General features: G+C 73.5%; 20 protein-coding genes. 14 read left to right on the top strand and 6 right to left on the bottom strand.

The genetic code is table 11. From position 1 onward, the window contains the following. Nucleotides 1-148 precede the first annotated feature (148 nt). The 12 genes from ACWY4P_RS11935 (at nt 149) to ACWY4P_RS11990 (ending at nt 11,042) form a co-directional block, all read left to right on the top strand. Nucleotides 149-1,351, top strand: coding sequence for a SchA/CurD-like domain-containing protein (locus ACWY4P_RS11935; RefSeq protein ID WP_456210506.1), 1,203 nt, complete (start codon nt 149-151; stop codon nt 1,349-1,351). A 138-nt stretch (nt 1,352-1,489) separates the two neighbouring features. Next, nucleotides 1,490-1,897, top strand: a complete 408-nt coding sequence (locus ACWY4P_RS11940) for a cupin domain-containing protein (protein ID WP_456210507.1) — start codon at nt 1,490-1,492, stop codon at nt 1,895-1,897. Next, nucleotides 1,894-3,159, top strand: a complete 1,266-nt coding sequence (locus ACWY4P_RS11945; protein WP_456210508.1) for a beta-ketoacyl-[acyl-carrier-protein] synthase family protein — start codon at nt 1,894-1,896, stop codon at nt 3,157-3,159. Before ACWY4P_RS11940 ends, ACWY4P_RS11945 begins: the two co-directional genes overlap by 4 nt. A 20-nt stretch (nt 3,160-3,179) precedes the next feature. Then, a complete protein-coding gene (locus ACWY4P_RS11950) occupies nt 3,180-4,412 on the top strand; it encodes a beta-ketoacyl synthase N-terminal-like domain-containing protein (RefSeq protein ID WP_456210509.1) in 1,233 nt (410 codons plus the stop codon). Continuing rightward, nucleotides 4,412-4,669, top strand: coding sequence for an acyl carrier protein (locus ACWY4P_RS11955; RefSeq protein WP_456210510.1), 258 nt, complete (start codon nt 4,412-4,414; stop codon nt 4,667-4,669). The genes ACWY4P_RS11950 and ACWY4P_RS11955 overlap by 1 nt, the downstream gene beginning before the upstream one ends. A gap of 1 nt (nt 4,670) precedes the next feature. After that, nucleotides 4,671-5,135 (top strand): SRPBCC family protein, encoded by a 465-nt coding sequence (locus ACWY4P_RS11960; protein ID WP_456210511.1) that lies wholly within the window; start codon nt 4,671-4,673, stop codon nt 5,133-5,135. Nucleotides 5,136-5,137: 2 nt separating this feature from the next. Continuing rightward, a complete protein-coding gene (locus ACWY4P_RS11965; protein ID WP_456210512.1) occupies nt 5,138-5,467 on the top strand; it encodes a TcmI family type II polyketide cyclase in 330 nt (109 codons plus the stop codon). 24 nt (nt 5,468-5,491) lie between these two features. Further along, a complete protein-coding gene (gene accD / locus ACWY4P_RS11970; protein WP_456210513.1) occupies nt 5,492-7,534 on the top strand; it encodes an acetyl-CoA carboxylase, carboxyltransferase subunit beta in 2,043 nt (680 codons plus the stop codon). Then, on the top strand, nt 7,531-8,142 hold the full coding sequence (locus ACWY4P_RS11975) for an acetyl-CoA carboxylase biotin carboxyl carrier protein (protein WP_456210514.1): 612 nt from the start codon (nt 7,531-7,533) through the stop codon (nt 8,140-8,142). The genes accD and ACWY4P_RS11975 overlap by 4 nt, the downstream gene beginning before the upstream one ends. Nucleotides 8,143-8,147: 5 nt before the next feature. Then, complete coding sequence (locus ACWY4P_RS11980) at nt 8,148-9,626, top strand: acetyl-CoA carboxylase biotin carboxylase subunit (RefSeq protein WP_456210515.1); 1,479 nt, start codon at nt 8,148-8,150, stop codon at nt 9,624-9,626. A gap of 69 nt (nt 9,627-9,695) precedes the next feature. After that, entirely contained in the window at nt 9,696-10,256 is a 561-nt protein-coding gene (locus tag ACWY4P_RS11985; protein ID WP_456210516.1) for a hypothetical protein, read from the top strand. Between the two features lie 114 nt (nt 10,257-10,370). After that, nucleotides 10,371-11,042 (top strand): class F sortase, encoded by a 672-nt coding sequence (locus tag ACWY4P_RS11990; protein ID WP_456210517.1) that lies wholly within the window; start codon nt 10,371-10,373, stop codon nt 11,040-11,042. A gap of 72 nt (nt 11,043-11,114) precedes the next feature. On the opposite strand, the gene ACWY4P_RS11995 is transcribed toward ACWY4P_RS11990, so the two are convergent. The 4 genes from ACWY4P_RS11995 to ACWY4P_RS12010 all read right to left on the bottom strand — a co-directional run bounded on the left by ACWY4P_RS11995 (nt 11,115) and on the right by ACWY4P_RS12010 (nt 16,015). Continuing rightward, nucleotides 11,115-12,221, bottom strand: coding sequence for a methyltransferase (locus tag ACWY4P_RS11995; protein WP_456210518.1), 1,107 nt, complete (start codon nt 12,219-12,221; stop codon nt 11,115-11,117). Further along, nucleotides 12,218-13,291 (bottom strand): right-handed parallel beta-helix repeat-containing protein, encoded by a 1,074-nt coding sequence (locus ACWY4P_RS12000; protein WP_456210519.1) that lies wholly within the window; start codon nt 13,289-13,291, stop codon nt 12,218-12,220. Before ACWY4P_RS12000 ends, ACWY4P_RS11995 begins: the two co-directional genes overlap by 4 nt. 118 nt (nt 13,292-13,409) lie before the next feature. Next, nucleotides 13,410-14,393: an MBL fold metallo-hydrolase gene (locus tag ACWY4P_RS12005; RefSeq protein ID WP_456212894.1), complete on the bottom strand. Its 984-nt coding sequence runs from the start codon at nt 14,391-14,393 to the stop codon at nt 13,410-13,412. A gap of 374 nt (nt 14,394-14,767) precedes the next feature. After that, a complete protein-coding gene (locus tag ACWY4P_RS12010; protein ID WP_456210520.1) occupies nt 14,768-16,015 on the bottom strand; it encodes an aminotransferase class I/II-fold pyridoxal phosphate-dependent enzyme in 1,248 nt (415 codons plus the stop codon). A 192-nt stretch (nt 16,016-16,207) separates the two neighbouring features. On the opposite strand from ACWY4P_RS12010, the gene ACWY4P_RS12015 reads away from it, so the two are divergent. Beyond that, entirely contained in the window at nt 16,208-16,816 is a 609-nt protein-coding gene (locus ACWY4P_RS12015; RefSeq protein ID WP_456210521.1) for a hemerythrin domain-containing protein, read from the top strand. Here ACWY4P_RS12015 and ACWY4P_RS12020 read toward each other — a convergent pair. Continuing rightward, nucleotides 16,752-17,543: an ANTAR domain-containing response regulator gene (locus tag ACWY4P_RS12020; RefSeq protein WP_456210522.1), complete on the bottom strand. Its 792-nt coding sequence runs from the start codon at nt 17,541-17,543 to the stop codon at nt 16,752-16,754. The two genes, ACWY4P_RS12015 and ACWY4P_RS12020, sit on opposite strands and share 65 nt — an antisense overlap. Before the next feature lie 164 nt (nt 17,544-17,707). On the opposite strand from ACWY4P_RS12020, the gene ACWY4P_RS12025 reads away from it, so the two are divergent. Then, entirely contained in the window at nt 17,708-18,961 is a 1,254-nt protein-coding gene (locus ACWY4P_RS12025; RefSeq protein ID WP_456210523.1) for a PAS domain-containing protein, read from the top strand. A 4-nt stretch (nt 18,962-18,965) separates the two neighbouring features. On the opposite strand, the gene ACWY4P_RS12030 is transcribed toward ACWY4P_RS12025, so the two are convergent. After that, entirely contained in the window at nt 18,966-19,772 is an 807-nt protein-coding gene (locus ACWY4P_RS12030) for a SigB/SigF/SigG family RNA polymerase sigma factor (RefSeq protein ID WP_456210524.1), read from the bottom strand. Nucleotides 19,773-19,818 lie beyond the last annotated feature (46 nt).

The following is a 19,818-nucleotide window of genomic DNA, read 5'->3' on the forward strand; positions in this document are numbered from 1 at the left end:
TTCCCGGGGTTTTGGCCCTGGTCAGGCGTCTGGCGGGCCCCTTCGCCCGGATGGCTCACATATCTCGCGGCATCCGTGGGAGCGCTCCACGATCGTCTAACGGGCGCCGCGTCCGGCGAAGGACGCCCCCGGAGGAGGAGTGGAACCTATGAGCACCCTGCCCAAGACTTCGCGGCGCGCGAAGTCCACGACGACGACCGAGCCCCCGCCCCGGCATTCCATGCTCACCGACGCCCGGCTGCGTGTGGTGTTGCTGGTGTCGGTGCACGCGGGCGCCGAAGAGCGTTTTTTGCATGCCTACGAGCAGTTGTCCCAACAGGTGGCCGCGGTCCCGGGACACATCAGCGACCAGTTGTGCCAGTCGATCGAGAACCCCTCGCAGTGGCTGATCACCAGCGAGTGGGAGAGCGCCCCGCCGTTTCTGAGCTGGGTGGAGAGTCCCGCGCACCGCGAGATGGTCAAGCCCCTCCACGGATGTGTGGAGGACACCCGGTCCCTGCGGTTCAGCGTGTTGCGGGAGACCTCCTCGGCCAAGGGCGGGTCCGGCCGCCGCGCCGCGCCCCCCGTGCAGCTGGCCCCGCGGGTCGGCGACGGCCTGGTGCGGCACGCCCTGACCTTCACCGTCAAGCCCGGCAGCGAGCAGAGCGTGGCCAAGATCCTGGCCGACTACGCCCCGCCCGAGGCCCGGGTGGACGAGAACACGCGGCTGTGCCGCACCTCGCTGTTCATGAGCGGCAACCGTGTCGTACGGGCGGTCGAGGTCAAGGGCGACCTGGTGGCGGCGCTGCGCCATGTGGCCAGGCAGCCGGAGGTCCGGGCGGTCGAGGAGGCCATCAACCCGCATCTGGAGGAGGACCGCGACCTGGACGACCCGGAGGCCGCGCGGGACTTCTTCATGCGGGCGGCGCTGCCCGTGGTGCACCACCTGACGGCGGACCCCAGCCGGCCGCCTCATCTCCAGCGCCACATGCTGCTGTACCCGGTCAAGGAAGGCTGCGGGCCGGCGGTGGCCAGCCTGCTGGCCCGTCAGGACGACCTCGCGGTGAGCAAGGCGAAGGCGGCGATGGCGGACGGCGGCGGCAAGGGGCAGCACACGATCGTGAGCAGCACGGTCTTCCAGCGCGACGACATCGTCGTACGCATGGTGGACATGGACGTGCCGCTCGACCGTGAGCTCGCGGTGGCGGCCGGGGTCAGCGGGTCGCGCGCGGCCGCCGTGCTGGGCCGGCTCCTCGACGCGGGTGACGACGGCAAGAAGAAGATCGATCTGTCGAGCGAGGCGGGGCTGCGGCGCTTCCTCACCGACTGCGACATGGAACCGGTCACCGACCGCCGCGCGGCGGACTACTGACACTCTCCCCTCCCCCGAGAACTCCCCCTCCCCCTTTCTGTCCCCCCCTCTGTCCCCTCTGTCTCCCTGTTCCCGCCCTTCCCGTACCCAGTTTTCATCCGTCGTGCGCGGCGGCCGCGCCGCCGTCTGGAGGCCACTATGACCACGCAGTCCCACCTCGTCGTCGACCTGTCCGCGGTCGCCCCCAACCGCCGCCGCGGCGGCGATGTGCGCGCCATGCTCACCCCCACCACGGTGGGCGCCACGAGCGGCTTCATGGGCATGGCCGTCGTGCAGCCCGGCGAGCGCGTCACCGAGCACTACCACCCGTACTCCGAGGAGTTCGTGTACGTCGTCTGCGGTGAGCTGGAAGTGGACCTGGACGGGACGGCGCACCCGCTCCGTGCCGACCAGGCGCTGCTGATCCCCACCCACATGCGCCACCGGTTCCGCAACGTGGGCGACACCGAGGCCCGGATGGTCTTCCACCTCGGCCCGCTGGCCCCGCGCCCGGAGCTGGGCCATGTGGACACCGAGACCGCCGAGCCCGCCGAGGCGGCGTCGTGACCCGACGGGTGGTGGTCACCGGACTCGGTGTCGTCGCCCCCGGGGGCGTGGGCGTCCCGGCCTTCTGGGACATGCTCACCGCGGGTCGCACGGCGACCCGCGGCATCACGCTGTTCGACGCCGCGAGGTTCCGCTCGCGGATCGCCGCCGAATGCGACTTCGACCCCGTGGCCTGCGGACTGTCGGCCGAGCAGATCGAACGCTCGGACCGGTATGTGCAGTTCGCGCTGGTGGCGGCCACCGAGGCGATGCGGGACGCCGGGGTTGCGCCCGGGGGGAAGGACCCGTGGCGGATAGGCGTGTCGATGGGGTCCGCGGTGGCCGCCTCCACCCGTCTGGAGCAGGACTACGTCAAGGTCAGCGAGTCCGGCGCGCGCTGGGACGTGGACCACCGGCGGGCGGGTCCGTATCTGCACCACGCCTTCTCGCCGAGCGCGCTGGCCTCCGGCGTGGCGGAGCTGGCGGGCGCCCAGGGGCCGGTGCAGACCGTCTCGACGGGCTGTACGTCGGGTCTTGACGCGATCGGGTACGCCTTCCAGACGATCGAGGAGAACCGGGCCGATGTGTGTGTGGCGGGGGCGGCGGACACCCCGGTCACCCCGCTCACGGTGGCCTGCTTCGACTCCATCAAGGCGACCTCGACGAACAACGACGACCCGGCCCACGCGTCCCGGCCGTTCGACGCCCACCGCGACGGCTTCGTCCTCGGCGAGGGCGCGGCCGTGCTGGTCCTGGAGGAGCTGGAGCACGCCCGGGCCCGGGGGGCCCACGCGTACTGCGAGTTCAAGGGGTTCGCCACCTACGGCAACGCCTACCACATGACCGGTCTGACCCAGGAGGGCCTGGAGATGTCCGAGGCGATCAACCATGCGCTCGGCCACGCCCGTATCGACAGCACCGAGATCGACTACGTCAACGCGCACGGCTCCGGCACCAAGCAGAACGACCGGCACGAGACCGCCGCGGTGAAGCGGTCGCTGGGCGCCCACGCGTACAAGACGCCGATGAGCTCGATCAAGTCGATGGTGGGGCATTCGCTGGGGGCGATCGGCGCGATCGAGCTCGCCGCCTGCGCCCTGGCGCTGGCCCACGGGGTGGTCCCGCCGACCGCGAACTACGAGACCCCGGACCCCGAGTGCGACCTGGACTATGTCCCGCGCACGGCGCGCGCCCTGCCGCTGCGCAATGTGCTGTCGGTCGGCAGCGGGTTCGGCGGCTTCCAGTCCGCGGTGGTGCTGAGCCGGGCGGGGGGTGCGGCATGAGCGTAGCGGGAGGGAGGCGCATGAGCTCCCGTGGGGCGGTGGTGACCGGGCTCGGTGTCATCGCGCCGAACGGCGTGGGCACCGACGCCTTCTGGAAGGCGACCCGGGAAGGGATCAGTTTCCTGGACCGGCTCACCCGCCGGGGCAGCGAGAACTTCCCGGTCCGGGTCGCGGGCCAGATCCGCGGCTTCGACCCGGCCACGATGATCGAGGAGCGGCTGCTGGTCCAGACCGACCGCTTCACCCATGTCGCGCTGGCCGCGGCCGACCTCGCGCTGGAGGACTCACGGCTGCCGGTCGACGACCTGTCGCCGTTCGCCGTGGGGGTGGTGACCGCGGCCGGTTCCGGGGGCGGCGAGTTCGGCCAGCGCGAGCTCCAGCAGCTGTACGGCAAGGGGCCGCGCCATGTGGGCCCGTTCCAGTCCATCGCCTGGTTCTACGCGGCCAGCACCGGCCAGGTCTCCATCCGCGGCGGCTTCAAGGGCCCCTGCGGCGTGCTGGCGGACGACGAGGCCGGCGGTCTGGACGCGCTGGCGCACGCGCGGCGGTCGATCCGGCACGGGGCGGACGCGATCGTCGTGGGCGCCACCGAGGCCGGGCTCGCCCCGTACTCGATGGTGTGCCAGCTGGGGTGGCGGGAGCTCAGCCGGGCCCGGGACGCGGGCCGGGCCTATCTGCCGTTCACCACCGACGCGTGCGGCTTCGTGCCCGGGGAGGGCGGGGCGATGTTCGTCGTGGAGGAGGAGGGGGCGGCCCGGCGCCGCGGGGTGCCGATCCGCGGGTTCATCAGCGGCCATGGGGCGACCTTCACCGGGGCCTCGCAGTGGGAGCGGTCCCGGGAGGGGCTGGCCCGCGCGATCCGGGTGGCGCTGGAGGACGCGGAATGCGCGCCCGAGGAGATCGACGTGGTGTTCGCGGACGCGCTCGGCGTGCCGGAGGCGGACCGGGCCGAGGCGCTGGCGATCGCCGACGCCCTGGGCCGGCACGGCACCCGCGTCCCGGTGACCGCGCCGAAGACCGGCTTCGGCCGGGCGCACTGCGCGGCTCCCGCGCTGGATGTGGCGGCCGCGGTGCTCGCCATGGAGCACCGCATGGTGCCGCCCACGCCGTATGTCACCGACGTCTGCCATGAGCTCGACCTGGTCACCCGCAGTCCCCGCCCCGCCGAGCTGCGGTGTGCGCTGGTGCTCAGCCGGGGGCTCATGGGTTACAACGCGGCGCTCGTGCTCCGCGGCCCGGAAGGAGATATGTGATGTCCCGTCAATTCAGCCACCAGGAGTTGGCCACGCTCATGAAGAAGTGCGCCGGCCTGACCGTCGACCCGACCGTCCTCGCGGGGTCGCCCGAGATGACCTTCACCGAGTTCGGCCTCGACTCGCTCGGTCTGCTCGCCATCGTCGGCGAGCTGGAGAACCACTACGGCACCCCGATCGAGCCGGGCGCCGAGAGCTGCAAGACCCCCAATGACTTCATCGACGTCATCAACGCCTCAATCACCGCAGGAGCATGAGATGCCCGGGCACACCGACAACGAGATCACCATCGCGGCGCCGCTGGACCTTGTGTGGGACATGACCAACGACATCGAGAGCTGGCCGGACCTGTTCAGCGAGTACGCCTCGGTCGAGGTGCTGCGGCGGGAAGGGGACACCACCACCTTCCGGCTGACCATGCACCCCGACGAGAACGGCAAGGTCTGGAGCTGGGTGTCCGAGCGCGAGACCGCCCGCGATGTGCACACCGTGTGGGCGCGCCGGGTCGAGACCGGCCCGTTCGCCTTCATGAACATCCGCTGGGAGTACGACGAGATGCCGGAAGGCACCCGGATGCGCTGGACCCAGGACTTCGAGATGAGACCCGACGCGCCGATCGACGACGCCGGGATGACGGACCTCATCAACCGCAACTCCAAGGTCCAGATGGAGCTCATCCGGGACAAGATCGAGCAGCGCGCCCGCGCGACGGTGGAGGCCTGACGATGTACCGCACCATGATCGTCGCCAAGATGAACCGGGACGCGGGGCCCGACATCGCCAAGGTCTTCGCCCACTCCGACCGGGGCGAGCTGCCGAAGCTGATCGGTGTCACCGGCCGCAGCCTGTTCCAGTTCGGCGATGTGTATCTGCATCTGATCGAGGCCGAGCAGCCGCCGGCCGAGCAGGTCGCCCGGTACGCCAAGCACCCGGAGTTCCGTGACGTCAGCGCGCGGCTCCAGCCGTTTGTGCAGGCGTACGACCCGGAGACCTGGCGCGAGCCGAAGGACGCCATGGCGCAGGAGTTCTACCGCTGGGAGCGCGACCGCGCCTGAGGAGGGCCGGAAGGGAGCACCACTGTGGTCGCGGACTGGGTGCGCTGCGAGCGCTGCGCCGACCTGATCTACGGCAAGAGGTTCGCGCGCACCCTGCGCGTATGCCCGGACTGCGGCTGGCACAGCCCGTTGACCGCGCGGCAGCGGCTGGACCAACTGCTCGACGCCGGCTCCGCGGCGCCGGTCGGCGAGGTGCAGCCGCTGCACGATCCGCTGGAGTTCGCCGACACCCGGCCGTACGCGGAGCGGCTGGCGGACGCGCGGGCGAAGACGGGCCTCACGGAGGCGGTGATCTGTGCCCTGGGCCGGATCGAGGACCAGCCCGTGGTCGTGGCGGCGATGGACTTCCGGTTCCTCGGCGGCAGCCTGGGCTGCGGAGTGGGCGCGCTGATCTGCGAGGCGGCACGGGTCGGCCTCGCCCGGCGCGTCCCGCTGCTGCTGGTCACCGCCTCCGGCGGGGCCCGGATGCAGGAGGGCACGCTGGCCCTGATGCAGATGGCCAAGACCGCGCAGGCGATGGCCGAACTCGACGAGGCCGGGATTCTGACGGTCTCGCTGATCACCGATCCGACGTACGGGGGCGTGGCCGCGTCCTACGCCACCCTCGCCGATGTGATCGTCGCCGAGCCCGGCGCGCGGCTGGGCTTCGCCGGGCCCAGGGTCATCGAGCAGACGACCGGGGAACGGCTGCCGGAGGGCTTCCAGACCGCGGAGTTCCTGATGGAACACGGCATGGTCGACGACATCGTGCCCCGCGCCGCCCTCCGCCCCACCCTGGCCCGACTGCTGTCCCTGGGCGCCCCGGCCCCGCCCGGCGTGCCCGACACGCCGGGCGGGGGCCGCGCGGAGGAGTCGGCCGGCGCGGCGCACGCGGCGCCGGCCGGCCCCACCGGCCAGGCGTCCGCCGCGGCGGACGCGCGGGCGGAGCGGGAGCGCGCCGCGCCGCGCGGCGAGCGGCAGGCCACCGCGTGCGGGCAACCGCACGCGGTGCCGAACGACGGGCCGGAGGCGTCCGCCGCCCACGGCCCCGCCGGTGCGCCGGCAGACGTACCGACCGCCGGGCCGCACGCCAACCCGGACAGCCGTCCGGGCGCCGCCATCGGGCACCTGGGCGTGGCGACGAGGGCGCGGGGCGCAGACGAGCCCACCACTCGGCGCGCCGCCCACGGCGAGACCGCGCGGGGCGCGGTCGTGCGGCGTGTCGGGGATGTGGCGGAGCGGGAGGCCTGGGAGGCGGTGCGGGCGGCCCGGCATCCGGATCGGCCCACCGTGATGGACTACATCGGGCATATCCTCGACGACTTCCACGAGTTGCACGGCGACCGGCTCACCGAGGACTGCCCCGCCGTGGTCGGCGGTCCCGGGCGGCTGGGCGGGCGGCCGGTGATGGTGATCGGGCAGCACAAGGGCGGGGCGAGCCTGGCGGAGCGGCAGGCGCACCGGTTCGGGATGCCCGCGCCCAGCGGCTACCGCAAGTCCGCGCGGCTGATGCGGATGGCGGCGAAGCTCGGGCTGCCGGTGGTCACCCTGGTCGACACGCCGGGGGCCAACCCGGGCCCGGACGCGGAGCGCGGCGGCCAGGCGCTGGCCATCGCGGAGAATCTGCGGCTGATGGCGCGGCTGCCGGTGCCCGTGGTGGCCGCGGTGGTCGGCGAGGGGGGTAGTGGCGGCGCGCTCGCGCTGGCCGTCGCCGACCGGGTGCTGATCAGCGAGGGCGGCGTCTACTCGGTCATCAGCCCCGAGGGCTGCGCCGCCATCTTGTGGAAGAACCCCGAGGCGGCCCAGGCCGCCGCGGCGGCCCTGCGGCTGGACCCGAGGGAGCTGTTGCGGCTCGGGGTGGTCGACGGGGTCGTACCGGAGCCGCCGGACGGCGCCCACCGCGATCCCGCCAAGGCCGCCGCCCTGCTCGGCGACGCGCTCGCCGAGACCCTGGGCGAGCTGGTGCCGTGGGACCCGGAGCGGCTGCTGGGGGCGCGGGCGGAGCGGTTCCGCCGCTTCGGGCTCGATACGGGGGTCCCCGCCGGGTCGGCCGGCGCGCAGCTACACACCGGGAGAGGTACATCGTGACAGCGGACAGCCACATCACGGACCATCGCGAGAACGGGCACCGGCCGGGCGCGGTCGTACTGCCTCCGCACGCCACGCTGGATTCCCTGTGCCGCAGTGTGACGGAGCTGGCGAAGGCGGCGGCGAAGCAGCCGCGCCGTATCACGCTGCGGCACGGGCAGACCACGGTCGAGATGGAGTGGCCCGATCCGGCCGGGCCGGACCACGCGCCGTCGTCCGGCCTCCCCCTGGCGCCGGCCCCCGCTCCCCCGCAAGCCCCCGCTCCCCAGCCGCAGCCGGCGGGGCCCGCCATGGCGGACGGGGTCGGCGCGGTGCGGCCGGAGGCCGGGCCGCGGCAGGCGGGGGCCGGGCCGCGGTATGTGTGCGCGTCGACGGTCGGCACCTTCTACCACGCGCCCGAGCCGGGCGCCCCGCCGTTCGTCGCGGTCGGGGACATGGTCAAGCCGGGGCAGCCGGTCGGTGTGCTGGAAGTCATGAAGATGATGAGCACCATCGAGTCGGACGTCGCCGGGCGGGTGGTGGAGATCCTGGTGCCCAACGGGCAGCCCGTGGAGTATCAGCAGCCCCTGATCGCGGTGGAGCCCGGGCCCGCCGCCGGGCCGGTGTGATCCGCGTGTTCTCCACCGTCCTCGTCGCCAACCGCGGCGAGATCGCGCTGCGTGTCCTGCGCGCCTGCCGGGAACTCGGCATGCGCACCGTCGCGGTGTACTCCACCGCCGACCGCGACTCGGCCGTGGTCAGGCTCGCGGACGAGGCCGTGCACATCGGCCCGCCGCAGTCGAAGGCCAGCTATCTCAGCGTCCCGGCGATCATCGAGGCGGCGCACCGCACCGGGGCGCGGGCCATCCACCCCGGATACGGATTCCTGTCCGAGGACCCGGACTTCGCGGAGGTGTGCGAGGACTCCGGGATCACCTTCATCGGCCCGCCGGCCACGGTGATGCAGCGGCTCGGCGACAAGGCGGCGGCCCGCGCGCTGATGGCGGAGGCGGGTCTGCCGGTGCTGCCGGGCAGTACGGGCGCGGTGGCCACGCCGGCCGAGGCCAAGGACATCGCCGGGCGGATCGGCTATCCGCTGATCCTCAAGGCGGTGGCGGGCGGCGGCGGCCGCGGCATGGCGGTGGTCCGCGCCCCGGACGCCCTGGTGCCCGCGTTCAACGAGACGCGGGCCCACGCCCGCGCGGTGTTCGGCGACGAGCGCCTGTACATGGAGCGGTTCGTGGAGGACGCGCGCCATGTGGAGGTGCAGGTGCTCGCGGACCGGCACGGCAAGGTGGTCCACCTCGGCGAGCGCGACTGCTCCGTACAGCGGCGGCATCAGAAGATGGTGGAGGAGGCCCCCGCGCCGAACCTGCCCCAGGAGCGGCGCACCGCGATGTGCGCGGCGGCGGTGCGCGGCGCGGCGGCGGTGGGCTATGTCGGGGCGGGCACCTTCGAGTTCGTGCTCACCCCCGACCATGAGTTCTATCTGATGGAGATCAACTGCCGGCTCCAGGTCGAGCACCCGGTCACCGAGATGGTGACCGGGATCGACATCGTCCGGGAGCAGATCCTCATCGCGGCCGGGCAGCCCCTGACGTTCGGTCAGAGCGACGTCGTACGGCGCGGAGCGGCGATCGAGTGCCGGGTCAACGCCGAGGACCCGGACCGCGGCTTCGCGCCCACACCCGGCTCGCTGACGGAGTTCGTGCCGCCCGGGGGGCCTTTCGTACGGGTGGACACGCACGCCTTCCCCGGCTGGCGGGTGGGCCCGGACTACGACTCGCTGCTGGCGAAGGCCGTCGCCTGGGCGCCCGACCGCGAGCAGGCGCTCGCCCGCATGGACCGTGCCCTGGGCGAGTTCCGGGTCGGTGGCGGGGGCGTACGGACCACGCTGGGCTTTCTGCGGCGGGTGCTGGCGCGCCCGGAGTTCCGGTCGGCGACGCACACCACCGGGCTGATCGAAACGATGGGCCGAAAAGATGACTCATCGTCAGCCCATTCGCGCGGCGAACGAGTGAAGACCACGGGGATCTCCACCCGGAGGGCTTACAACCAGGCCGAAAGCGGGCCGCGCCAAGTGGCAGCCGGGCCCCGCGTCGCTGACGGTTGATGAGACACCTACGCGATCCCTTTATCTGGCAAATGTCAGTAATCGTGCAGGTGCCGGAAGGACTGACTCATGCGATCAACTCGCGCACTCATCGCCGGGACCGCGCTTGCCGCATCCCTGACTCTGGGCGCACCCGCCGCCGCGTTCGCCGCTGACGTCTCCGACCCGGGCGGCCACGGGGGCTACTCCAGCGGTCAGGAGGCCGAGGACTACGGCTCCGGCGGCTCCTGGAAGGAGAAGGAGAGCAAGGGCAAGGAGGAGGGGGACTGGAGCGGTAGCAAGGGCAAGGAAGAGAAGGAAGAGGGGGGCTACGGCGACAAGGGGGGCTACAGCGACAAGGGGGACTACGGCAGCAAGAGCGACTACGGCAGCGATTACAGCAAGGGCTACGGCAAGGAAAAGGAAGAGGACAGCTACGGCAAGGGCAAGGACGAGCACAGCTGGGGCGGCAGCAGCTCGTACGGCAAGGAGCGCGAGCACGGCAAGCCGCACGGTGGTGTCCACACCGGTGGCGGCGGCATGGCCACCACCGGTGGCGGCATGGCCGCCGGCTCGGTCCTGCTCCTCGGCGGCCTCGGCGCCGGCGCCTACGCCCTGCGCCGCCGCAAGCCCGCTGGGACCGCGATCTGAGCTGACCGCTTTTCGTAGCCCCGCTGCCGTGGCCAACACCGCTTGTGGCGGTTGGCCACGGCAGCGCCACGCTCTCCGCCGGCGAGCTCTCCGCCGGCCAGAAAGGCAGAATCCATGGGCAAACAGGGCGGTGCCGACGGCAACACCCGCGTCATCCGCTGGGCCGCCGCTTCGGCCCTCATCGGCGTCTTCCTGATCTACAACTCGGTCGACGCGGCCTCCACCCAGCCGTCGCAGAAGAAGCCCGCGGCCTTGGGACCGACGCTCACCCCCCGCCCGCAGACGGCCGCCCCCCAGGAGGTCCGGCTCGGGCCGGCGCTGCCGCGCTCGCCCGCCAGGCATCTGGACATCCCCTCCATCAGGGTGAGCGCGCCGTTCACCGAGCTGACGCTCGACCGGTCGGGGGTGCTGATCCCGCCGCCCGCCGACAACAACAACCTGGTCGGCTGGTTCAACGGCGGCCCCTCACCCGGCGAGCGGGGAAACGCCATCGTGGCGGGGCATGTGGACACCAAGACGGGCCCGGCGGTGTTCTATCCGCTCAGCTCGCTGAAGACCGGGAGCCGGGTCACCATCACCCGCGCCGACGGGATCGTCGCGACGTTCGCCGTCGACTCGGTGGAGACGTTCAGCAAGGCGAACTTCCCCGATGAGCGGGTGTACGGGCAGACCCCCGACGCGCAGCTGCGCCTGATCACCTGTGGGGGTTCATACGACCGCGCCGTCCGCGACTACACCGCCAATGTCGTCGTGTTCGCCCACCTCGACTCCTTCCGGTGGGCCTGACCCCGCCCTGAAAAACCGCCAGGTGCCCGCGTGAACTCCGTCACGCGGGCACCTCCCGGTTGTGGTGCGCGGTCACGCGGCCACGCGGCCCGGCACACGGCTGTCGAACGCGTGCAGATAGGGGTTGACGGGGCTGATGCCGGTGACACTCAGTCCGGCCTCCGTCATGCGTGTCACCAGGCTGTCCGAGGAGTGTTTCCGGCCTCCCACGTTGAGGAGCAGAAACAGGTCCATGGCGGTGGTGAACCGCATCGAGGGGCTGTTGTCGAGGAGGTTCTCGATCACCAGGACCCGGGCGCCCGGCCGGGCCGCCGCCACCACGTTGGCCAGCGTCCGGCGGGTCGACTCGTCGTCCCATTCCAGGATGTTCTTGATGATGTACAGGTCGGCCCGCACCGGGATCTCGCGGCGGCAGTCACCGGGCACCAGCCGGGCGCGCGAGGCCAGCGGTCCGCCGTCGCGCAGCCGCGGGTCCGCGTTCGCCACCACCTGCGGGAGGTCGAGCAGCGTGCCGCGCAGCGCCGGGTGCTTCTCCAGCAGGGACGCCAGGACATGTCCCTGGCCGCCGCCGATGTCCGCCACCTCCGCGGCCCCGTCGAGGTCGAGGAAGGCGGCGAGCTCCGCGGCGGACTGTCTGCTTGAGGTGGTCATCGCCTTGTCGAACACGCGGGCCGAGTCCGGCGCGTCCTCGTGCAGATAGGCGAAGAAGCCCTTGCCGTGGATGTCGTCGAAGGCGCAGGTGTCGGAGCGTACGGCCTCGTCGAGCCGCGGCCAGGTCTCCCAGGTCCACGGCTCGGTGCACCACAGACAGATGTACTTCAGGCTGTCGGGGGCGTCCTCGCGCAGCAGCCGGGACATCTCGGTGTGCGCGATGCGGCCGTCGTCGGTCTCGGCGAACACACCGCAGCAGGACAGGGCGCGCAGCAGCCGGCCCAGCCGATCGGGCTCGGCGCCCACCGCGGTCGCCAGTTCCGCGACGGTGGCGGGCCGCTCCCCCAGGGCGTCGGCGACGCCCAGGGAGGCCGCCGCGCGGACGGCCGCCGCCCGGGCGGCGCCGAAGACGAGCTCCCGCAGCTGCGGGGCGGCCTTCGACGGGACGCCGTCGGCGGGGGCGGTGTTGGTGTTGGTGCCGGGGGAAGCGGTCGCCGCGGTGGGCGCAGCGGTCCTTATCGAGGTCATGACGTCTCCTTCTCGCACCGGCCGGCGGGCTCGGAGACCGTGCAGGTGTTGCCCTCGAAGGTGTTGCCGGGGCCGGCGTCCCGGTCGGCGAGGTCGGCGGGCAGGTTGTTGGTCAGCACGTTGTCCTTGATGGTGTTACGGGCGTTCTTGGTGCCCACGACGCTGGGGAAGAGCACGATCCCGCCGGACATCGTCGAGGCGCCCACGTTGTCCCGCACCGCGTTGCCCGTCACCCGCGTGTCCTCCACACCGGTGAGGAGGATGCCGGTGCCCTGGATGAAGCCGAGGCGGGGGTTGGGCGGGCAGTACTTGTTGTTCTCGTAGACCTTGTTGTTGATGACCGACAGGTCCCCGGCGCGGGGCGTCCCCTCGTCGCCCACGACGAACACGCCGCCGCAGTTGCCGGTGAGGGTGTTGCCCTGGACGGTGAGGACCCTGAGGCGCCGGATGCCGACCCCGACCCGGTTCCCGGTCAGCCGGTTGTCGCGGACGACCGCGCCCTTGGTGTCGAGGGCCGCGCCCTCCTCGTCGACGGTGTTGGCGAGGAAGATGCCCGACTGGCCGTTGTCCTTGGAGGTGTTGGAGCGGAAGGTGCCGCGGGTGGACTTCTCCTGGCCGATGCCCTGCTGGCCGTTCTGCGCGGCGGTCACCTGGCGTACGTCCATCCGGTCGGTGTGGATCCCCCAGATGCCGTTCTTGGTGAAGCCGGTGACCTTCAGCGAGCGGATCCGTACACCGGTGACGGGGTGTTCGGCCGTACCGGTGACGCAGATGCCGGTCTCGGCCTTGCCGCAGGTGTTCGCGGACGCCTTCTCGGCCGGTTTGACGACGGTCTTCTTGCCCTCCCCGCGCAGGGTCAGGCTCGAGGTGGTGATCAGCACGTTCTCCCGGTAGGTACCGGCCTTGACGACGATGGTGTCGCCGGGCTTGGCGGCCTTCACCGCGGCCTGGATCGACTCGCCCGGGTGGACGACGTGCTGGGTCTTGGCGTGGGCGGTGGGCAGCGGACCGAGTTCGATGACAAGGGCGGCCGTGAGGACCGCCAGGTAGCGAAGCTGTCGAGTGCGCATGAACAGGAAGCTAGGTGGGGTGCGCACCACCTGCCACTTATGACCACTGATGCACTAATTTCCACGACTCGTCATGGCTCACGCCCGCCCGGCGGTTCAGTGGTGGCTCAGCCGTGGCTCAGTCGTCGCGGTCGAGCACGCGCGAGCCCCCGACCGGCAGGTCCCACAGCGCCTCGCGCGGCAGCCCCGCCGCCTCCCACGCCGCGCGGACCCGGAACAGCGGCTGTAGCGGGGGCTCGGCGGAGAGCAGGAAGGTGGACCAGTGCATGGGCATCATCAGCCGCGCGCCCAGGTCCCCGAACGCCCGTACGGCCTCCTCCGGGTCAGTGTGCACCGGACGGAGCATCCAGCGCGGGTCGTACGCGCCGATGGGCAGCAGTGCCAGGTCGATGCCCGGGTAGCGGCGGCCGATCTCCCGGAACCAGTGTCCGTAGCCGGTGTCGCCCGCGAAGTAGGTCCGCCGGTCGCCCGGGGCGGTGATGACCCAGCCGCCCCACAGGGAGCGGCAGGTGTCGGTCAGGGTGCGCTTGCTCCAGTGGTGGGCGGGTACGAAGTCGAACCGCACCGGCCCGCCTTGGCCCGGCAGTTCGGCCGCCTCCCACCAGTCGAGCTCGGTGACGTCGGTGAAGCGGCGCACGCGGCACCAGGCGCCGAGCCCGGCCGGCACGAACAGGGGGGTGTCGCGCGGCAGCCGCCTGAGCGTGGGCGCGTCAAGGTGGTCGTAGTGGTTGTGGCTGATGACCACCGCGTCGATGGGCGGCAGATCCTCCCAGCGCACCCCGACCGGGGTGACCCGGGGCGGGGTGCCGAGGATCCGGCGGGACCAGACGGGGTCGGTGAGCACGGTCAGCCCGCCGGTCCGCAGCACACAACTGGCGTGCCCCGCCCAGGTGACCGCGGTGTCGCCGGGCCCGACGACCGGCGGCGGGCCCGGCTCGAAGGGGAGTTCGGGGATCTGCAGCAGCGCCTCGACGGGCGGGCGCAGCCGGCCCTCCCGGGCCAGCCGGGCCATCGCCCGGACACCGGGCAGCGGGGAGGTGAGGCGGTGGGCGAACGACCGCGGCCAGGTGCGGAGCTCGCCGCGGGCGCGTGGGGGTGCCAGGCCCGGTCCGGGCGGTCTCTGCTCCGACTCCCCCGGCCTTCGGCCGGGAGGTGCCCCCTGGGGCTGCCGCCGCGGGGCCCGCGGCGCCGGATGCAGGGGATCCGTCCCAGCGGTGGCCGGGGAAGGGGCGCCCTCGTACCGGGCGCCGCGGTCGATGTGCCGCTTCCGCGGCGCGGCGGGCGACTCCGGCAACTCCGCCGGGGACACCCCCAGCGGCGGCTGGGGGAGCCGTAGCCAGCGTCGCGGGCCCGAGAAGATCGCCCGGATGGGGCCCAGCCGCGGGGGCCCCGCCGGGGCGGGGCGCGCCCGCCCGGCGGGGCGTCGGTCGGCCGGCTGGCCCTGGTCGGCCGGTTGGGCGTGGTCGGCCTGGTCTGTCATGGCAGTGGGCTCCCTTCGGTGCCGGTCGGCCTCGGCCCGGCCTGGGTCAGCTCGCGGAAGGCCGTGTCGAAGGCGGTCAGCGCCTCGGCCACCTGCGGCACCCGCAGCGGGTCCGCGGCGGCGAGGGCGGCCAGCCGCGCCTGGTCCCCGGTGCCGAGCAGCGGCAGGGTCGACAGCCGCACCCGCAGGGTGTGCGGGGCGTCGCCGAAGCGGTGGCCGCCCGGTACGGGGCGGCGAAGCCGCCGGGTCAGCTCGCGCTCCAGCTCCACCGAGTCGGTGATGCCGCGGGCGGCGAGGTCGCCGCGCAGCTCGTCGAGGTCGGCGTACAGCTGGCGGCCGGCCTGCGGAGGGCGGCACAGCGCGCCGACCGCGGTGAGCGCGCGGTAGGCCGCCGCGGCCACCACCCCATGGGCGCGAGCCGCGGCCGCCGTGCGCTCGCGGACCGGCTCGGGCTCGTCGAGGGCGTGAGCGGCGGCCGCGGCGACGGGCGGCAGCAGCGTGGCCCGCAGCGCGTCCAGAGTGGACAGCACCCGGGCGCGCAGCTCGACGCCGCGCCCGGTGGCGGGGAACCGGGCGACCGCGGCGGGCCAGCCGGGCGGGGTGAAGGCGCCCGCCAGGTCGGTGAGCACCACCACCTCCTCGGGGCACATCTCGGCGGGGCTGAGCAGCACCGTGCCATGGGGGTGGTGCACGGTGTCCCGCCAGGTCTCGTCGCTCACGATCAGCATCCCCTCGGCCACGGCCGCCTCGCACACCTCGTGCAGCAGCTCGGGCGGGGCGGTGGTGCCGGTCGGGTCGTCGGCGACGGACAGCAGCAGCACCCGCGGCTCGCCGCCCTCCGCGCGCACCCGGCGGACGGTCTCCAGCAGCGCGAACGGGTCGGGGACGCCACCGCACTCGGCCGGCACCGGCGCGTGGTAAGTGGGGCGGCCGGCGAGCCGGGCCAGCGGCGCGTACCAGGAGGCGCTCGGCCGGGTCAGCAGGACGTCGCCGCCGGCCGCGGCGAGCAGGGAAAGCAGCAGCGACTGCCCGCCGGGCGCGGCCGTGACATGCTCCGCGTCGGTCCACAGGCCGCGCCGCTCCCAGTAGCCGCACGCGGCGGCGCGCAGGGCCGGGCCGCCGCCGACCGGCTCGGGCGCGGTACGGCCGGCCGCCCCGGCGAAGCGCGCGGCCAGCTCCGGGAGGACCGGCAGACCGCCGTCCTCCGGGTCCGCCGGAGCCGGGGCGGTCAGCTCCCGCTGCATTCGAAACACACCTCCGGATCGTCCGACTCGGCCGTGTCCGCTGTGTCTGCTGTGCCTGCTGTGCCTGCTGTTTTGGCTGCGTCTGTTCCGACCTGTCCACCTTCGCAGATCGGCGGATGCGGCGGCGGAGCCGACACGTGGCCGGTGCCGTTTGCCCGGGGCGGCGGCGGGCACCCGGCCCGCATGACAGGGATGCCTCAGCAACACGACGTGGTGGACCTGCTCACCGCGGACCACCGCGAGGTCCAGGGTCTCTTCGAGGGGTACCGGGCGAGCGCCGACCCCGGGGAGCGGCGGCTGCTGGTGGAACGGATCACCGTCGAGATCGTGCGGCACTCGGTCGCCGAGGAGCAGTATCTGTACCCGACGGTCCGCAAGGCGCTGCCCAACGGGGACGAGGTCGCCGAGCAGGAGATGGAGGAGCTCTCCGAGGCCGAGCGGATCCTGGGCGACCTGGAGCAGCTGGACGCCGCGGACCGGCGGTTCGACGCGCTGGTCCGCGAGCTGTACGACGTGGTGTCCATGCACATCCGGGGCGAGGAGGACGTGATCTTCCCCGAGCTGCGCGAGCGGCTCACCCCCGAGGAGCGGATGGCCCTCGGGCTACGGGTCGGCGAGGCCAAGACCGCCACCCCGACCCAGCCGTACTCCGGCCGGGCACAGAGCGGCCGGGCACAGAACGGCCGGGCACAGGGCAACCCGTCGTCCGACGCCGGCGGGGTCAGCAAGGGCAAGGTCAGCAAGGAGCGTCCGTTGGCCGAGCGGGTGCGGGAGTGGCTTCATGGTTCCGGCCCTGCCTGACGAGCCTGGCCAGGTCCTGCTCGATGCCGCGGCCCCGGGTGCGTACGACGGTCTCGGCGAGCTCGGCCAGCTTGCGGTTGGTCCGCTGGGACGTGCGCCGCAGCAGGTCGAAGGCGGCGTCCGCGTCGCAGCCCAGCACATGCATCACGATGCCGGACGCCTGGTCGACCACCGGGCGCGAGTGCAGCGCGGCGCCCAGTTGGTCGAGCTCGGTCAGCGCGGCGCGGTAGCGCCGGTCGCGCGCCAGGCTCTCGGTGGCGAGGTCGCCGAGCAGCCGGGTGGCGCCCTGGGCCGCCGCCTCCAGAGGGCCGGGGCGCAGCCCGTAGACGGAGACGGTCACGGTCAGGCCCTCGCACACGAAGGGCAGGGTGGTGCTGGAGCGCACGCCCGCGTCCAGGGCCCTGGCCCGGTAGCCCGGCCACCTCCGCTCGTGCAGCAGGTCGTCCGCGCCCGCCGGGCGGCCGGTGGCCCGGGCGGCCGGGATGGGGCCCTCGCCCGAGGCCAGCTGCACCGAGACCAGCGCGGACAGGTCGGGATGGGTGGCCGCGGTCGGCGGCTCCTCGGGGCCGGCCCCGCCGGGGTCCGGGCCGAGGAGGGCGGTGACGGTGGCTCCGCAGCTGGCGGGGGTGCACGACGCGGCCTGGTCCGCCAGCTCGGCGAGACCGCGGTCCAGGGAGGGGGCGTCGGTCCGGCAGGACCGGGCGCGGGTGAGGGCATGCTCCGGCATGGTGGGGTCCAGTCCTTTCTCTGCGGTCTCTGCGGTCTCCGGTATCGGGTGATGGCCCGGCTCCCGGCTCCTCGATGCATCCCGTCTCTTCGGCTGCCCGCTCCGTCCGGGGGGAAACGGGCGATGCCGCGATGCCCCTCACCCGGTCGGGCTACGGTGTGCCCATGGCCGGGGCACAGGAGTACGGCGCGGAGCTGGCGGATTTCCGCAGACGCGTTGACGAATTGCAGACCGCGCGGGCGCTGCCCCCGCACGAGCGGCTCTCCGTGCTGGACGCCGCCCTGATCGAGCTCCAGCACGTGGCGGATGTGCTCTGGCCGTGGTACGAGGAGCTGGCCGCGGCCGCCCGGGCCCCCGGCGCGGGCCGTACCGACCCGCGCGAACAGCAGTTGCTGCGCGCCCTCTTCCAGCGGCTGCCGATCGCCGTCGTGCTGCTGGACCACGACTGCGTCGTACGGCGGATGAACTTCTCCGCCACGGAGCTGTTCCAGACCCGCGCGGGCTACGCCACCGGTCGCCCGCTGACCGACTCGCTGCGGCCCGCCGGGCGGGCGGTGCTGCGCTCCCAGGCCGCCGCCGTCGCGCGCGGCGAGGGCGGGCGCGGCCTGGTGGTGCATCTGCCGGGGCCCGGAAGCGGCGGGGCGCTGCGGGTGACCCTCACGGCGCTGCGCCCGCCGGGCGAGTCGCACCCCGCCGTGCTGGCCACCTTCCAGCCCGCCGGCGAGGGCGCGGCGACCGCCGCGGCCCCCGCCGTGCCCGCCCGGGCCACCGGGGGCCGGCTGCCGGGGGGCCGGCCCGACCTGGACGCGGTGACGCGCCACGCCGAGTTGCTCGACCTGGTCGAGGACATGGCGACCGCGCTGCTCGACGCGGCGCTCGCCGACAGCGGGCCCGAGGCCGTGCTCAGCAGGGCGGCGGCCGTGCTGCACGGCCGCTTCGCGGACTGGGTGATCGCCGATCTGTGCCCGGACCCGGCGCGGCCCGGGACCGCCCGCCGGGTGGTGGCGCTGGGCCCGCCCGAGGCCGCGGGCGACCGCGCGGCCTCGGTGGCCGGACAGGATCCGGCCGACGCGCCGCTGGTGGCCGAGGCGATGCGCGACGGGGTGTCCGCGCTACAGGTGCAGCCCCATGACGCGGACGCCTTCGGCCGCGACGCCTCGAGCGCGCCGATCCTGACCCGCGAGGAGGTGACCTCGCTGCTGTGCGTCCCGCTGCGCGCCTCGCCCTCGGAGCCGGTGCGGGGCGTGCTCACGCTCTTCCGTACGGGCGGGCGCGGAGCGTTCCAGATGGCGGAGGCGGGTGTGGCGGACCGGGTCTCCCGCCTTGTCGCCGCGGCGATGGGCCGGCCCTCACGACAAGCGGCTGAGCCGGCGGCGGAAACGGCGGCGGCTGAAACGGCGGCGGCGCCCGGCTCGTAGGGCCTCAGGCCGCGTCGGCCTCGACCTGCTCACACAGCCGCGAGCAGGTCCGGCTGATCAGCCGGGAGACATGCATCTGGGAGATGCCGAGCCGGTCGGCGATCCGGCTCTGCGTCTCGTCGCAGAAGAAGCGCAGGTAGAGGATCTGCCGCTCGCGCTCGGGCAGCGCGCGCAGCCGCGGCTTGAGGGATTCGCGCCGCACCACCAGGTCGTACCCGGGCTCCGCCGAGCCGAGCGTGTCGACCAGCGCGAATCCGCCGTCCGCGCTGGGGAGTTCCGCGTCCAGGGACAGCGTGGAGAAGCTCTCCAGGGCCTCCATGCCGTCCCGGACCTCCTCCTCGCTCAGGCCGGTGTGCCGCGCGATCTCTGCCACGCCCGGCGTGCGGTCGTCGGGCGAGCGGGTCAGCTCGTGGACGGCCGTGCGCACGCGGCTGCGCAGCTCCTGGACGCGGCGCGGGACGTGCAGGCTCCACATGTGGTCGCGGAAGTGGCGCTTGACCTCGCCGACGACGGTCGGCACGGCGAAGCTCTCGAAGGCACTGCCGCGGTCCGGGTCGTACCGGTGGACCGCCTTGACCAGGCCGAGCATGGCGACCTGGCTCAGGTCCTCCGCGGATTCGCCGCGGTTGCGGAACTGCCGGGCCAGCCGATCGGCCATCGGCATCCAGGCGCGGACGATCCGCTGCCGCAGGGCGTCCCGCTGCGGGCCGTGAGGCAGAGTGGCCAGGCGGCGGAAGTCGGCGGCGGTATCGGGGGCGTCGTGATGGGGGTGCTTCCTACGGGCTCGTACGCGCGTTGCTGTGGACGTCATGCGCGGCTCTCCCTTGGCCTGTGGTGGGTGTCGCCAAAGGAGCGGA

It is taken from the genome of Streptomyces sp. LZ34 (assembly GCF_053890475.1).

Bases quoted from the DNA above. Each gene is read 5' to 3' on its own strand.
- ACWY4P_RS11965 (WP_456210512.1), top strand. From the start codon at position 5,138: ATGTACCGCACCATGATCGTCGCCAAGATGAACCGGGACGCGGGGCCC.
- ACWY4P_RS11955 (WP_456210510.1), top strand. From the start codon at position 4,412: ATGTCCCGTCAATTCAGCCACCAGGAGTTGGCCACGCTCATGAAGAAG.
- ACWY4P_RS12020 (WP_456210522.1), bottom strand. From the start codon at position 17,543: ATGCCGGAGCATGCCCTCACCCGCGCCCGGTCCTGCCGGACCGACGCC.
- ACWY4P_RS11935 (WP_456210506.1), top strand. From the start codon at position 149: ATGAGCACCCTGCCCAAGACTTCGCGGCGCGCGAAGTCCACGACGACG.
- ACWY4P_RS11960 (WP_456210511.1), top strand. From the start codon at position 4,671: ATGCCCGGGCACACCGACAACGAGATCACCATCGCGGCGCCGCTGGAC.
- ACWY4P_RS12015 (WP_456210521.1), top strand. From the start codon at position 16,208: ATGCCTCAGCAACACGACGTGGTGGACCTGCTCACCGCGGACCACCGC.
- ACWY4P_RS11985 (WP_456210516.1), top strand. From the start codon at position 9,696: ATGCGATCAACTCGCGCACTCATCGCCGGGACCGCGCTTGCCGCATCC.
- ACWY4P_RS11995 (WP_456210518.1), bottom strand. From the start codon at position 12,221: ATGACCTCGATAAGGACCGCTGCGCCCACCGCGGCGACCGCTTCCCCC.
- ACWY4P_RS11940 (WP_456210507.1), top strand. From the start codon at position 1,490: ATGACCACGCAGTCCCACCTCGTCGTCGACCTGTCCGCGGTCGCCCCC.
- ACWY4P_RS12000 (WP_456210519.1), bottom strand. From the start codon at position 13,291: ATGCGCACTCGACAGCTTCGCTACCTGGCGGTCCTCACGGCCGCCCTT.
- ACWY4P_RS12030 (WP_456210524.1), bottom strand. From the start codon at position 19,772: ATGACGTCCACAGCAACGCGCGTACGAGCCCGTAGGAAGCACCCCCAT.
- ACWY4P_RS12010 (WP_456210520.1), bottom strand. From the start codon at position 16,015: ATGCAGCGGGAGCTGACCGCCCCGGCTCCGGCGGACCCGGAGGACGGC.
- ACWY4P_RS11990 (WP_456210517.1), top strand. From the start codon at position 10,371: ATGGGCAAACAGGGCGGTGCCGACGGCAACACCCGCGTCATCCGCTGG.
- ACWY4P_RS12025 (WP_456210523.1), top strand. From the start codon at position 17,708: ATGGCCGGGGCACAGGAGTACGGCGCGGAGCTGGCGGATTTCCGCAGA.
- ACWY4P_RS11950 (WP_456210509.1), top strand. From the start codon at position 3,180: ATGAGCTCCCGTGGGGCGGTGGTGACCGGGCTCGGTGTCATCGCGCCG.